The organism is Peptoniphilus sp., assembly GCF_022767005.1.
Taxonomy (GTDB): domain Bacteria; phylum Bacillota; class Clostridia; order Tissierellales; family Peptoniphilaceae; genus Peptoniphilus_A.
This window is the reverse complement of sequence record NZ_JALEOV010000062.1, coordinates 1-13,475: the sequence shown is the minus strand read 5'-3', so window position 1 is coordinate 13,475 and position 13,475 is coordinate 1. Positions and strand designations below refer to the sequence as shown.

Annotated in this window: 14 protein-coding genes, 1 tRNA gene and 1 other RNA gene; 10 read left to right on the top strand and 6 right to left on the bottom strand. The window is 30.0% G+C overall.

The genetic code is table 11. The features are described 5' to 3' along the window. Positions 1 to 167: 167 nt before the first annotated feature. A complete protein-coding gene (locus MR285_RS05000; RefSeq protein ID WP_293558653.1) occupies positions 168 to 374 on the bottom strand; it encodes a helix-turn-helix transcriptional regulator in 207 nt (68 codons plus the stop codon). A 158-nt stretch (positions 375 to 532) separates the two neighbouring features. On the opposite strand from MR285_RS05000, the gene MR285_RS04995 reads away from it, so the two are divergent. The 4 genes from MR285_RS04995 to MR285_RS04980 all read left to right on the top strand — a co-directional run bounded on the left by MR285_RS04995 (position 533) and on the right by MR285_RS04980 (position 3,726). Further along, entirely contained in the window at positions 533 to 892 is a 360-nt protein-coding gene (locus tag MR285_RS04995) for a helix-turn-helix transcriptional regulator (RefSeq protein WP_293558651.1), read from the top strand. 179 nt (positions 893 to 1,071) lie between these two features. Then, on the top strand, positions 1,072 to 2,022 hold the full coding sequence (locus tag MR285_RS04990; RefSeq protein ID WP_293558649.1) for an Abi family protein: 951 nt from the start codon (positions 1,072 to 1,074) through the stop codon (positions 2,020 to 2,022). A 222-nt stretch (positions 2,023 to 2,244) separates the two neighbouring features. Continuing rightward, on the top strand, positions 2,245 to 2,814 hold the full coding sequence (locus tag MR285_RS04985) for an ImmA/IrrE family metallo-endopeptidase (protein ID WP_293558647.1): 570 nt from the start codon (positions 2,245 to 2,247) through the stop codon (positions 2,812 to 2,814). 15 nt (positions 2,815 to 2,829) lie between these two features. After that, positions 2,830 to 3,726, top strand: coding sequence for a hypothetical protein (locus MR285_RS04980; RefSeq protein WP_293558645.1), 897 nt, complete (start codon positions 2,830 to 2,832; stop codon positions 3,724 to 3,726). Here the strand turns inward: MR285_RS04980 and MR285_RS04975 are convergent. Next, positions 3,719 to 4,171 (bottom strand): hypothetical protein, encoded by a 453-nt coding sequence (locus MR285_RS04975; RefSeq protein ID WP_293558622.1) that lies wholly within the window; start codon positions 4,169 to 4,171, stop codon positions 3,719 to 3,721. The genes MR285_RS04980 and MR285_RS04975 overlap by 8 nt on opposite strands. A gap of 232 nt (positions 4,172 to 4,403) precedes the next feature. On the opposite strand from MR285_RS04975, the gene MR285_RS04970 reads away from it, so the two are divergent. Next, positions 4,404 to 5,573, top strand: a complete 1,170-nt coding sequence (locus MR285_RS04970) for a tyrosine-type recombinase/integrase (protein WP_293558621.1) — start codon at positions 4,404 to 4,406, stop codon at positions 5,571 to 5,573. A gap of 214 nt (positions 5,574 to 5,787) precedes the next feature. Here MR285_RS04970 and ssrA read toward each other — a convergent pair. The 3 genes from ssrA to MR285_RS04955 form a co-directional block, all read right to left on the bottom strand. Then, positions 5,788 to 6,130, bottom strand: a transfer-messenger RNA (tmRNA) gene (gene ssrA, locus MR285_RS04965). A 46-nt stretch (positions 6,131 to 6,176) separates the two neighbouring features. Continuing rightward, positions 6,177 to 6,731: a VanZ family protein gene (locus tag MR285_RS04960; RefSeq protein WP_293558619.1), complete on the bottom strand. Its 555-nt coding sequence runs from the start codon at positions 6,729 to 6,731 to the stop codon at positions 6,177 to 6,179. 74 nt (positions 6,732 to 6,805) lie between these two features. Next, positions 6,806 to 7,444: an HAD family phosphatase gene (locus MR285_RS04955; RefSeq protein WP_293558617.1), complete on the bottom strand. Its 639-nt coding sequence runs from the start codon at positions 7,442 to 7,444 to the stop codon at positions 6,806 to 6,808. A gap of 188 nt (positions 7,445 to 7,632) precedes the next feature. Between MR285_RS04955 and MR285_RS04950 the strand changes: the two genes are divergently transcribed. From MR285_RS04950 to MR285_RS04930, 5 genes are all read left to right on the top strand, one after another. Next, a tRNA-Pro gene (locus MR285_RS04950) sits at positions 7,633 to 7,709 on the top strand. A 373-nt stretch (positions 7,710 to 8,082) separates the two neighbouring features. Beyond that, complete coding sequence (locus MR285_RS04945; RefSeq protein ID WP_293558615.1) at positions 8,083 to 9,537, top strand: carbon starvation CstA family protein; 1,455 nt, start codon at positions 8,083 to 8,085, stop codon at positions 9,535 to 9,537. Between the two features lie 53 nt (positions 9,538 to 9,590). Then, positions 9,591 to 9,911 (top strand): hypothetical protein, encoded by a 321-nt coding sequence (locus MR285_RS04940; protein ID WP_293558614.1) that lies wholly within the window; start codon positions 9,591 to 9,593, stop codon positions 9,909 to 9,911. A 1-nt stretch (position 9,912) separates the two neighbouring features. Further along, positions 9,913 to 10,788: a MoxR family ATPase gene (locus MR285_RS04935; RefSeq protein WP_293558612.1), complete on the top strand. Its 876-nt coding sequence runs from the start codon at positions 9,913 to 9,915 to the stop codon at positions 10,786 to 10,788. Positions 10,789 to 10,790: 2 nt separating this feature from the next. Next, positions 10,791 to 12,482, top strand: coding sequence for a VWA domain-containing protein (locus MR285_RS04930; RefSeq protein WP_293558610.1), 1,692 nt, complete (start codon positions 10,791 to 10,793; stop codon positions 12,480 to 12,482). A gap of 100 nt (positions 12,483 to 12,582) precedes the next feature. Here the strand turns inward: MR285_RS04930 and MR285_RS04925 are convergent. After that, positions 12,583 to 13,475, bottom strand: an 893-nt coding sequence (locus MR285_RS04925; RefSeq protein WP_293558608.1) for an alkaline phosphatase, incomplete at its 5' end; no start/stop codon positions are given.

The following is a 13,475-nucleotide window of genomic DNA, read 5'->3' as shown; positions in this document are numbered from 1 at the left end:
TATTTACAATTTCAATTATCAGATTTAAAACTACTACCTTGTCACTTAAATTCTCGCAATTGTTATATAAATCAGTCGCCTCTTTAAGAAGATAACTTCCCAACTTATTTTTAAGCTTTTCTAAATCCATCAATACCTCCTCTCACTCTATTTGCTATAAAAGCAAATTATTGGATAAAAAAATTTGTTATTTTACAATCTAGCTTTTTGGCTAAATTTGGCAACATATCAGCCTTAATTCTATACTTCCCATTTTCATAATTCCAATAAGTGGAGCCATCTTTAAATCCAAGTGATTCAGCCATTTCTTGAGATGATATCCCTAATTGAGTTCTTCTATTTTTTATAAACTCTAAATTAATTTTATTTTTCATTTTTCACCTCCATTTGCTTAATCAGCAATTCTTTATCTATATTATAATTTGCTATTTTCACAATGTCAACACTTAATTGCTGTTTTAGCAAAGTTATTTTTTCTTTTTTAGCAATGTGCTATAATGAAATTGTTAATATAGCAATGAGAGGTGTTATTGTGAGAAATCGTATTTCTGAATTAAGGCAAAAAAATAATCTAACTCAAAAAGAATTAGCTGAAAAGTTGGATATCAATTATAGTGTATTAAGCCGTATAGAAACAAACGATAGACCAATTAAAGGTGATGAGCTATTAAAAATTGCAGATTTTTTTGGCGTAACTGCTGATTATTTACTCGGTCGCTCATCTAACCCGAAACTTTCTCATGGCTCAAAATCTAAAGTTTCAGAATTAGAAGAAGATTTTCCTGAGGGAGTGTCTGTGCTTTATAGAGCAAACAAAAACCTCACACCTGAGCAAAAAGAAATGATGTTAAGAATGATAAAAGCAACTTTCTTCGAAGATGAAAGGGAATAAAAATAGTTTCTTTTGATTATATTTGAGTGTATTTGAATACATTTGACTACAAAAAATAAAATTTTTCTTGCAAAACCAAGTATGTTTATATATAATGAGGCTAGAGATTAGCATCATACTTCCTAAGGGAACTTGTATGCGAAAATACCCTTCATTATATATGGAGGGTATTTTTTATTATGAAACCTTTTAAGTCATTAGATGAACAAATAGAAATACTAAAAAATAGAGAACTAAATTTTAATGATGAAGATGCTGCCAAAAATTATTTATTACATAATAATTATTACAATATTATTAATTGTTATAGTAAATATTTTCTCAATTCTAATGAAAAATATATGAGTGAAACATATTTTGAAAATATTATTGATGTACATCATTTTGATAAAAATATAAAATCTATATTTTTTAGATTTATTACAGAAGTTGAGAAAACTTTTAAATCAGTATTTGCCTTTAGATACAGCGAATATTTTAAAGATATTAGGTACTCTTACCTTGATATAAACAATTATGATAGTAATAAAATCTTAAAAGTTTCAAAGAATATTTCTCAATTGTCTAATATCATTTCTATAAAATCTAATCAAGAGAATAATTCAATTGCTCATTATGTCAAAAATCATGGCGATGTACCTATGTGGATTTTAATAAATAATTTAACATTCGGGCAAACATCTAGACTTTATTCTTACATGCCTATGAAGCTTAAAAATAAAATTGCTAAAGACCTAAGTTATTTTCTTAAAATAAATGTAAATGATGAAAAAGCTATTTTAGAACCAGATCAATTAGAATCTTATTTGATAAATTTAGTTGAATTTAGAAATATAATTGCCCACAATAATAAAATAATAGATTATAAATTTATAAAGCATAATAGGTATAATAAATTTTTGCATGATTCTTCAAATATAGCAAAAAATGCCCCTAGAAATGATGTGTTTAATGCTTTTATATCCATGAAATGTTTTTTAACTAACCAAGAATTTATTCAATTGAATAATTCGCTTAGAAAAAGATTTGAAAAATTAAAAAGGAAAACTAATCCTATTGTTTATAAAAAAATTGCAAATGATCTAGGCTTTACAATACAATTGCCTAAATTAGAGCAGAATGAAAATTGACAATTTTTAACACAATATTATAATAATGGTACACGATGATTAATTTCATCACGAAAATAATTGTACGCTGTTTCTAGAACAGCACTAAATCAAAAAAGCTCTGTACCATTGCTGTACAGGGCTTTTTTGTATGATATAAATTAATTTTTAATATTTTGCTAAATATATAAGGGAGAAGATCCCTATATATTTTTTATCTAAAAAAGAACTAAGGTTTGTAATATGAATAATTTAAACTATAACATACGTTATGCAGTAAGCATGGCTAACTGCGTTCATAAGAAAATTAAATATGAAGAACAGCTGCTACCTATAAATGTGGAAGATATCATCAAATACAGACCAGATATTAAGGTGCATAAAGAAGATCTCTTAGGCTTAGATGGATATAGCATCTATAACTATAAAACTAAAAGATATCTTATAGCATTAGATGATGTTAACTTTGATTTAAGTAGACAAAGATTCACACTTGCCCATGAACTTGGTCACATCTTCCTGCAGCATCACACAAAGTACAAATATCTAAGCGACTATGTAAAAGAAAAATCTGCAGATGCCTTTGCAGGAGAACTCTTAATGCCAAGAAATATGATGTATAAGACGGCAAAGTTCCCACCTAATTATGTTTTAAATGTCTATGGAGTAAGTTATCAAGCCTATAAAACGAGGAAGCTGTTTTTAGATGATATGGAAAACTTTAGTAAGAAAGTTGAAGATGAGAAATCCATGTCTTTAAATGATATTATCCAATATACAAAGCACGCATTAATTTTAAACGATTGCTATTAGAGAGGAGAGTTTTAAATGGAGAATGAAGTTATGCAAGTTAATTTGGAATACTATAAGGTTTTAATTAATGTTGGTAATCAAAGAAACTTTGATAATTATGCACTTGGAACAGATGAGTGTATAGAACAATATGTAAACTCTATACTAACGGAATGTAATAAATATGCGGATGAATCATCCATTATTAATTTTGAGGACGATGGTTCCTTTATTGAATTGCTACCTAATGAAGAAAAAAAGATTTTTGGAATAATTGGTAAATCTTCCGAAATAAAACAGGGTGTACTGAAAAGAATAAAGAGTTCAGATGGATCTTCCATTAATAAAACTGATTTAAATATTGAAAATTACAAATACTTTTTATTTGATACAGATTCATTAACCGCTGTAGTTATGGAAAACTCACAATATAAAGCATTTCAAAAACCTTTTACCAAATTTCTTGAAAATTTTAATAACGATTATTCTGTTGTAATAAAAGTTGAAAGAATTATAGATCAAGAAATTGAAGCAAAAATAAATAGGATGACGACAATTTTAGATACAGAAATGGAGTTTTCTAAGAATTCAATGTTAACAAGTCAAATCCTAAGTTTTGAAAATTTGTTTGGGTTATCTAATGATGATTTATCAAAAGTAAAAATAAATATTAGCGTTATAAATAGCCCAACAGAAAACAAATTAGATAAGTTTAAGGATTTTCTTAAAGAAAAACTGAAAATTAGCAAAAACTTTAAAACCTTTAAGGTCACAGCAAAAAATGAAGATAATGAATCAGAAACAATTGACTTAATTAAAAGATATTTAACAAAAACTATGACTATAGAACTCCCTTTAGATTACTTAAATGATGGTGCAAAAAAATATTTTAATGAAATAAAAAAAGCTCTATCAGAGAGCTTGACTATTTAGACTTAGACGAATATTTTAAAACTTTATAGAAATGATAAACACTTGTTATCGTTTCTGAAATTCCAAAAACAAATATATAAGTTATTAAATTATAATAATTGGTAAACAAACCTAGTATCATTGATGATATTAAAAAAACAATTCCAAAAAGTAATGTTTTATAGATTATACCCATATAACCATTAAACTTCAATAAATGAATAAATCTATTGTTTGGTAATGACATAAAAATACCATATGTTGTAAATAAAAAACCTGCCAATACCCCGCTTAAATTAATAATATTGTTAATATAGCTTTGGTCGCTTGATGATTCAATAAAATTAGCTTTTTCAAGTATGATAAAAGCTCCAAGACCAATAATAGGGCTAACTAAATAGATATATTTTCTTATTATTTCAAGAAATGCCTGTTTAACATTATAAATTATATTATTAATTCTCATAGAATCACCTTAAATATTACAAACATAAACTTATTATCTTTAGTAATAAGATTATATGCGTTAAACTTATATAATTCAATAGAAAAAAATCCTTGACCCGCGACCAAACGAAATCAAGGAAAATGTCATATAGAGACTATATGTCTCTTTATATATAATACCATAATTTTATGGTTACTGCATCCCCCAAGATGCAAATGTAGCTTTCCTACTAAATTTTTTAGGAGGAAATATGTCATATAAAATTTTAAAAAACGGCAAAATCAAAGTCATGGGAGACTATAACTTTAATGGCAAAAGATATAGACCCAGTAGAACAATTGAAACAGATTTAAATGGAATCCAATTAAAGGCATTAGTTGCAACTATAGAAGCTGAGTTGTATGAAGAAACAAAGCTAAAGGCATCTGATCCAAATAAAATCTCTGAGTTAGATATTGTTGAAGCAAGAGAATGGTATATAAATACCAATGACCTTGAACAAAACACAATAGATTGGTATAGAGATTACATCGGAAAAAGAGTGGCAAACTTTTTTAAAAATAAAAAAGTAGTGGCCTTTACTGAAGCAGATGCAAGAAACTTTTTTGAATTTCTAGAGACTGAAAGAGGGATTAATACCAATAAACCCTTAAGTCAAAAGACAAAGAAGCATTATTTGACAGCACTTCATGCACTATTTGAAGAATTAGTTACAAAAAATATAATAAAGAAAAATCCATTTAAACCCATCAAGATTAAGGTATCTCGTCGTTTAACAAAAAACAGATACTACAACATATCCGAAGTACAAAAACACTTAGAAATCTTGTCTAAGCATGCTCCTGTAAGGTATTTTCTATTTTATGTCCTAACTGTTATGTGTGGGCTAAGGCCTGCAGAGGCAAGAGGCTTGAAATGGAATAAAATCAACTGGATTGAAAGAAAAATCTTAATTGATGAATCCTTAGCAGCAACAGATGCAGGTTATATAACAAAAGGCACTAAGAATGAAGAACCTAGAGAAATAGACTTAATTGATTTAGCAATAAGTTTGCTACAGATCCATTATAAAAATGAACAAGAAAAATCAAAAGAGTTGAAGTTAAAAACTGTTATATTTAATAATTATGTATTCACAAACTCTAGGGGCGAACATATAGGCGAATCCACCTTTAGAAATTGGTGGAAAAACTTTTGTGAAAGACACCATTTGAGGTATGTGCCACCTTATGGATTAAGACATACAACAGCAACAATGCTTGCCTATAACAATATACCCTTAGCAAACATAGCACAGCAAATGGGACACTTAGACACTTCAACGACCCTAGTGTATATTCACGCAGTAGAGGAAGGGAAGAAAGATGTTTTTAATGTTTTAAACGGAACTGTGAAGATGGATTTATTAAAAGTTGAGTAGATCCAAAAAGTGGGGACTTAATCGCGGAATCAAAAAACCCATCATCTGGAATGGCTATAAATAGACATTCATTTAAAAAAACAGGTGGGGACTTTAGGTGGGAAATTAGCGTAAAATATGGTTAAATATGGTTAATTGTCAACACAAATAAAAAAACCATTCACTAAGGAATGGCTATTTCTACACAATATGGTTAACTGTGGTTAAGTATGAATGGTGGAGGCGGTGGGAGTCGAACCCACGTCCGAAGACTTCTTACAGAAAGATTCTCCGAGTGCAGACTCCTCTTTAAATTTTCCATGTATTACTAGAGTGTCAAACTCATACACGGTAGCGCCATTAACCCCCTCTGCTATGACGCGTCACAGAGTTCGTTTGCCCGCTAATTTGAAACCCGGTTACAGTTCGCGGTGTCTGGCCGGATTGCTACCTAATTAGGCTGCTAGTGCGAAATTATTTTCGTCGTTTATTTTTTATGGACCATTTTTACGTTGTGTGATCCATCAACGACTCGCTACTTAAAGCTCAAAATCCCCGTCGAAACCATTTTCGCCCCCATATATTAGACTAAGATTATACTAAAACTTGTGATTTTTGTCAATTTTAGTGTATCTCAGTCCCTCTTACTTTTTTCCTCCTCTTTTTCTTTGCAAATTTAAATCGCAAAATCTTCTTCCATGCAAAATATCCTATCACTGAACCAAGTACATTTAAAATTAAATCGTCAATGTCCACAGACCTTCCTATAAAAAATTGTATGAACTCAACAAAAAAAGAAGTTATAGATGTAATTACAAGTATCTTTAATAGATTTCTTGTCTTTGGAAAAATTTCTGGAACTAAAATTCCAAAAGGCACAAAAATTATTATATTGCCAATTATATTTGTCATTGTGTGTAAAAATCCTGAATATTTTACATAGTTTCTTATTGTCCTAAAGGGAACTAAATTTACGCCCCACGCTCCTGATGTAATTCTGTCCTTAAAATTTCCAACGAAATCAAAGTGCTCATTGGTTAAATTTATTCCCGAATCAGAAATATAGGAGTTTGGCATAAAGAGCATTATCACCAAGAAAGCAATGTAACCTACAAATACACTTAATAAAAATTCTCTAAATCCACTGGAATTTATTTTTCTGTGTGAAAAAAATTTCACTCTCACTAGCGAAAAAACTACAAAGGTAATTAGGAAGGCAGGTATTGTTCTAATTGCAAAAAATAAAAATAGTTTCATATATTTTTTAATTCTATTAAATTTGTAATGGCGTATTTATTTTCCTCTACTACTATTTTCCACTTGTCCTTAGAATTTTCATCGTAGATTCCAACTGTTTTTAATCCTGCACTTCTTGCTGTTTTAAGGGCTAAGTAGGAATCATCAACTAAATATACATCCTCTGGCTTTTCGCCTAAAAAATCTGTTATTGATGTGAAAAATTTTTCTTCGCCCTTGATATGTCCCACTGAATCTACGGTGTAAAGCCCATCAACTAATTTATCCATGCCATATTTTTTTATGACAATGTCTGCGAAATGCTTTGCCGTAGATGTTCCTATTACAACTTTTATTCCCTTGCTTTTAAAATATTTTAAAATTTCTATGGCATTATCCTTTAATTTTACTTTATTGGAATAAAAATCTATAACAGTTTCGCTAAATCCCTGATATAATTCTTCGAAGCTTTCATCTAAATTGTAGTAATCTTTTAAAAATTTAAGAGAAGTTCTAAGGCTCATTGTAGTCATTTTATGTTGTAAGTCGTCTTCTATGTCTATTCCCTTTGTCTTCATAAAATCCTTGGATACACTTCGCCAATAGCCCATAGAGTCCACTAATGTTCCGTCTAAATCAAATATAATAGCTTTCATGTTCCCTCCTTCTTTAATAATAATTATATTTTAGTTGTAATTTTTTTATAAATCAACTATAATCATTTTCTACAAACCTTTATGAAAATTTTTTAAAAAAGCTTTGACAAAACTATTTTTCATGTTATAATAATATCTGTTCGAAATTAAATATAAAGAATTTAAATTTTTTGTAAATTTTTCATTGTCGGGGTGTAGCGCAGTTTGGTAGCGCACGTGGTTTGGGACCATGGGGCCGGGGGTTCGAATCCTCTCACCCCGACCATTTTATTTAGTATTTACAAATTGTTATAAATATTTAAAATTAAGCACACGTTGATTAAATCATTGTGTGCTTTTTATATGTTTCTACATCCTTTCACTGTTCCGTGACCAACTCGTTCCCAACTCTTATAACTCTTCATATCTTTTACAAAAATATTATCAATTTTTACATTTCTATAAATTCTTGCATAGTTTATTCTTAATAATTTATTTCATTCTAAAATATATATTTTATGAAAATTTTTTAAAAAACTCAGCTATTTAAAGCATATGCAAACGATTTATACGTTGCAATTCTTAATTGTTTTGTCTTGTATTTATAAAGTATTTGTTCTATAATTTATATGTAAGCAATAAAAGTAAAGGAGGATATTATGTTATTATTTATTATTGGACTTATAATTTTATTTGGCGGCGGATTTTTCTACTCTAAATATGTAGAAAGTCAATTGGCGCCAGATGACAGAGAAACTCCTGCTGTCAAAAAGGCAGATGGAGTTGACTATGTAGTAATGAGCGAAAAGAAAAACTGGCTCATCAACCTACTTAATATTGCAGGTACGGGACCAATACTTGGACCTATTCAAGGAATTCTTTTTGGACCTATTGCTTTTCTAGCAATTCCTATTGGTTGCGTTTTCGCAGGTGCAGTTCATGATTTCATGACTGGATTTATTTCAATGAGAAACGGCGGATCTCAAGTGCCAAAACTAGTTGGTAAATACATTGGCGATGGAGTTCGTAAATTCTACAATGTTGTTATTGCACTTTTGCTTCTTCTAACTGGTGTAGTTTTCGTCTACACTCCTGGGGACTTAATCGCAAACGATGTACTTAAAGTTGGCGTTGATTCAAATGCTATTTGGATCATTTATGCTGTAATCTTTATTTACTACATCCTATCAACTGTACTACCTATTGATAAATTAATTGGTAGAATTTATCCAATTTTTGGTGCTTTTCTACTTATTTCTGCTATTGGAGTATTTATTGGAATCTTTGTTAAGGGCTCTGGAGACTTATCTTTCGCTAATGCTGGACTTCTTGCAAAGCACCCACTTGGACAAAAATTTATACCATCATTCTTTATTACAGTTGCTTGTGGTATACTATCTGGATTCCACGGTTCTCAAGTAACACTTATTTCTAGAACTGTTAAATCTGAATCTGAAGCTAGAGTAACTTTCTATTCAACTATGATCGCTGAAGGTTTCATCGCAATGGTTTGGGCAGCTGGCGCAATGGTTATTTTCTCTTCTGGACAAGCTCCACTTGATACAGCTGGAACTCTTATGGTTGGTAAAATTTCTAAATACTTCATGGGTAATGTTGGAGGACTTCTTGCAGTTCTTGGCGTTATCGCACTTCCTATCACTTCTGGTGACACTGCATTTAGATCTCTTAGACTTATAATCTCTGAAGAATTAAATATTGATCAAAAATCTCCATCAAAGAGAGCTGGCCTTTCTGCAGTTCTATTTATCCCAGCAATTGCAATCTTATTCTTTGCAAAATCAAATCCTAATGGATTTAATTTACTTTGGAGATACTTTGGTTTCACAAACCAATTTGTAGCAACATTCGCACTTGCAGTAGCTACTATTTATTTAATTAACAATGACAAAAACTATATTATTACTTTAATTCCAGGTGTTTTCTATGTATTTGTAGTATTCTCATTCATTATTAACATTAAAGGCCTTGGACTTGGATTGCCATTCTCAATTGCATACCCTGCAGCAGCTGTTATCGCAGCTCTATATGCATTCTTTGTAGTAAAAATTGGTAGAAAAAATAAAACTAGAATTGAATCTATAATTTTAGATTAATTGCTTATTTAAAGGGTGGTTGAATGCCACCCTTTTTTATTTAGGAGGTTTTTATGAATTTTATATTAAAGGATAGAGCTTTAGCATATCTTAAAAAGAAAAATATTAATAAAATTTTTATAAATCCAGATGTTGATGTAAAAGCATCTTGTTGCTCTGTCGCAACTTATGATTTTAATATAAGTACAAAAGATGATGACACAAGTAGATATAAAATGGAAGAAGTTTCCGGCATCTCTATCTACTATAATCCTACTATTGAACTTTATTTTAATGGAAAAGAAGACCAAGAGATAATTATATCTGCAATAGGATTAGGAAATTTTAAAAAATTATATGTTATAAACGAAATAAATTCCATAGAGCAGGGGTAAAATGAAAAATAAAATTGAAAATTTTATAAATAATTATGAATTAGATGAAAAATATGCAAATAGAATACCCGAGCCTCACTTTTTTTATTCTGGAGATGAAATTTTAAAGGAAGCAATCTCTGCAATTTTAGCTGGCAAAAACCTCTTATTAGTTGGCGACAAATCAACAGGCAAAAATGTATTGGCTGAAAATCTCGCGTATATTTTCAAAAGGCCTCTTTGGAATTTGTCCTTTCACATAAATATTGACAGCTCCGTCTTAATTGGCGACGATACTCTAAAAAATGGCAATGTGATCTTTCGTGAAGGACCAATTACTAAGGCTGCAAACTGTGGAGGTTTCGTCATTTTAGACGAAATTAATATGGCAAAAAATGAAGCTATGGCTGTGCTACACTCTATCCTAGATTACAGAAGAATAATTGACATACCTGGCTATGACATTATTAAACTTCACCCAGCTACTAGATTTATCGCAACTATGAACTATGGCTACGAAGGAACTAGAGAATTAAACGAAGCACTCCTATCTCGTTTTGTAATAATAAAAATGCCCCTAATCTCCCGCGAAAAACTTATAGATCTTATAAAAAAAGAATATCCAAATATGAAAAGTGAATACGTAGGTAACATTGCCTTTTTCTTTTACGATTTAAAATTAAAAGCAGAGGCTGGAGAAATTTCTAGCAACTCACCAGACCTTAGGGGAATCTTTGATGCAATTGACCTTGTAAAAGAAGACCTTAGCTTGAGTTCTGCATTAGAGCTAACTATTGCAAACAAGCTTTTCGATGCTTATGAAGAGGAAATTTTAAAAGACTTAATAAAAACTAGGTTTGATGAAAATTTATTTTTTAAAGATATTTTTGTAGAATAATTATGTTAAAGAAAAATTCAAGAATTCAAGAAAATAGAATAAAAAATGTCATCTGGGATGGGTCTATGGACTATGACAGTGATCCCTTTATAACAGGTGAAGACATCTCTGGAAATCCCGATTTTTATATAAATTTAATCATTGGTCTTGCTTCAAAATATTTTGGAAGCCATAATCTCGAAAGATTATTTTCAAATTGGGAGTACAATCTCTACCGAAATAAATTTGATATGTTTGCAATTTTTCTCTTAGAAGATTTTATATATCAAAAAGAAGTTAGTTCTCGAAGTGTTTTGAAAACTTTGCGTAAAAATTATGCAAAAAAATTTTTGGAAGACAAATACGACTTGCAAAGAAAAAATTTGGCACTTAAAGAAAATTTATTTTTTGATATGCAGCTTAAAAGAGTAAATTCTATATTAGGACGAAGTTATGAGCTAAGCTACAAGAGAGAAAAAATTTTTGAAAATTTAAAATTAGATAGTGATACAGATAAAAATAATTTCGAAGAGAGAATCTTGAACATCTTTATAGAAAATCTAAATTACAAAAAAAATGAAGTTTTAAAATTTTCTCCGCTAAATAATATTACACTTTTTGATAATATTGGATTTGTAAGCCTTGAAAGATCTAACAAACCCACAATATTTGGCGATTTCAAAAATAAAAAAACTAAGAATATAACGAGTTTTTTGTACTCCTTTGCTCTAAGACGCAGAAAGGAAAAATATAAATACATCGAGGATACCTTTGGAAAGTCAATTTATTCCGAAGATGAAATGAAAATAATTGAAGAAAAATATTTATATGGTGCACACAAAAAATCAAAACTTCACTATACAAGAGGTCTAAGCCACAAAAATATTGGTGAAGAAAATTTTGATGATGATGTAATAAATAGACATCTGTTAAAATTTAAGGAAAATAAAAATTTTTATAATACCCAAATAAAAAGTCTTTCAAAAAAAATTAGAATGGCACTTTCAAATCATCTCGGTATAGAAGAAGTGGTTACAAGTAGTGGCAAATTGATTTCAAAACTCGCCTACAAGTCAATGATTTCTGACAATGTAAATATCTTTTCAAAAAAAATTTTAAATCTACACTCTAATATAAAGGTGGATCTAGTCCTCGATGCCTCTGCATCTTTAATGGATATAGAAAGCGACATTGCCATAGAAGCGTATATTGTATCAAAATCTCTTGAAAATAACGAAATACTTAATCGTGTAATTTCCTACGAAACTGTTGGTGACTATACCATTATCACAATCTTAAAAAGCTATGAAGAAAAGTCTGACTATGAGAAAATTTTTAAATACAGGGCACAGGGCTGGAATCGAGATGGACTATTCTACCGTGGATACCTTAATTTAATAGATGAAGAAAATGAAAATCACATGATGATTGTCCTTACAGATGCCTTACCACGAGACATAAAGCCTCTAATCAATAAAAGCTTTTTTAGTTCCAAAAAATATTCTGATAAAGCATCTCTTGATGATGCGAAAAAGGAATTGGAAAAGCTGAAAAAAATAGGCATTCACACCTCAGCAATATTAAATAGTGACAAAGTAGACAATGCAAAATATTTATTTGATAGAAATTTTATAAAAATAAAAAGCGTAAAAGAAATAGCAAATGTCGCCGGTCGCTTTATTCAAAGAGAAATCGCAAATATAGAAAAAAAGTAAAACTGCAGCTATAAAAGTAGCCGCAGTTTTTTGTAAATTTGAAAGTTTAATTCTAATTTTCAAATATTTGGATTTTATAAAATTTATTTGCAGAATTTTTTTATTTTAATAATTCAAAAGCTTTTTGTGGTACATATACCGATCTCGTGCTGTAAATTGTAAGTCCTCCAAGATCTACTTTTTCGCCATTTTTAATTGCATAATTCTTTGACACAGGGAAAATAATTTTGTCATCGCCCTTTGTTACAATTGCTTCATAATCATTTGTGCCTTTTGCTTTAAATTCAACTTTTGCGCCTTTATCTTCAAATCCCTTTCTAATTGGTTGGTAAAGTTCTTCTGTTAATTTATCTAGGTCAACGTCTAGTAAATCTTTAATATATTTTCCTATCTCATAATTGTGAACTGTTCCAATTAATCTTTCTGCGCCTTCCGCTGTTGAGTATGAATATAATCCCACATCTCCGCCAACGTGTCCACCAGTTGTCCATGCAATATGGCTTCTTGCTGAAATAATTCTTCCTATTGCTGATACTATGTCTTTTTCATTTTTTACTAAATTTAATTCTTCTTCGTTTAAATCTTTAATTCCAAAGTTCTTTTCCATAACTTCTTTAACATTTGATTTATCTTCTTTTACTTCTTCAGCTGCCTTTGTTACAGAAATTTTTGCCGATGAAATTAAGTTTGTAAATTCATTTAAAGGTGCTTTGTCATATCCCTTAGTGATGTTTCTGTGTCCAAAAGTTATTCCGCCAGTTCCGTGGTCTGCTGCTATAACAATTACTGTGTCCTTATGTGTGTCTGCAAAGTCCTTTGCAACTTTTACTGCGTCGTCAAAGGCTTTGATTTCGTGAACAAGTGCAACTGGATCATTTGAATGAGCTGCCCAATCAATTTCAGAACCTTCTACCATCAAGAAAAATCCCTTGTCATTTTTTGAAAGGACTTCTAAAGCCTTGTCTGTCATCTCTGCAAGTGATGGTTTATTAG

Bases quoted from the DNA above. Each gene is read 5' to 3' on its own strand.
- MR285_RS04955 (WP_293558617.1), bottom strand. From the start codon at position 7,444: ATGAAAGCTATTATATTTGATTTAGACGGAACATTAGTGGACTCTATG.
- MR285_RS04945 (WP_293558615.1), top strand. From the start codon at position 8,083: ATGTTATTATTTATTATTGGACTTATAATTTTATTTGGCGGCGGATTT.
- MR285_RS04930 (WP_293558610.1), top strand. From the start codon at position 10,791: ATGTTAAAGAAAAATTCAAGAATTCAAGAAAATAGAATAAAAAATGTC.
- MR285_RS05000 (WP_293558653.1), bottom strand. From the start codon at position 374: ATGAAAAATAAAATTAATTTAGAGTTTATAAAAAATAGAAGAACTCAA.
- MR285_RS04975 (WP_293558622.1), bottom strand. From the start codon at position 4,171: ATGAGAATTAATAATATAATTTATAATGTTAAACAGGCATTTCTTGAA.
- MR285_RS04985 (WP_293558647.1), top strand. From the start codon at position 2,245: ATGAATAATTTAAACTATAACATACGTTATGCAGTAAGCATGGCTAAC.
- MR285_RS04935 (WP_293558612.1), top strand. From the start codon at position 9,913: ATGAAAAATAAAATTGAAAATTTTATAAATAATTATGAATTAGATGAA.
- MR285_RS04970 (WP_293558621.1), top strand. From the start codon at position 4,404: ATGTCATATAAAATTTTAAAAAACGGCAAAATCAAAGTCATGGGAGAC.
- MR285_RS04980 (WP_293558645.1), top strand. From the start codon at position 2,830: ATGGAGAATGAAGTTATGCAAGTTAATTTGGAATACTATAAGGTTTTA.
- MR285_RS04940 (WP_293558614.1), top strand. From the start codon at position 9,591: ATGAATTTTATATTAAAGGATAGAGCTTTAGCATATCTTAAAAAGAAA.
- MR285_RS04990 (WP_293558649.1), top strand. From the start codon at position 1,072: ATGAAACCTTTTAAGTCATTAGATGAACAAATAGAAATACTAAAAAAT.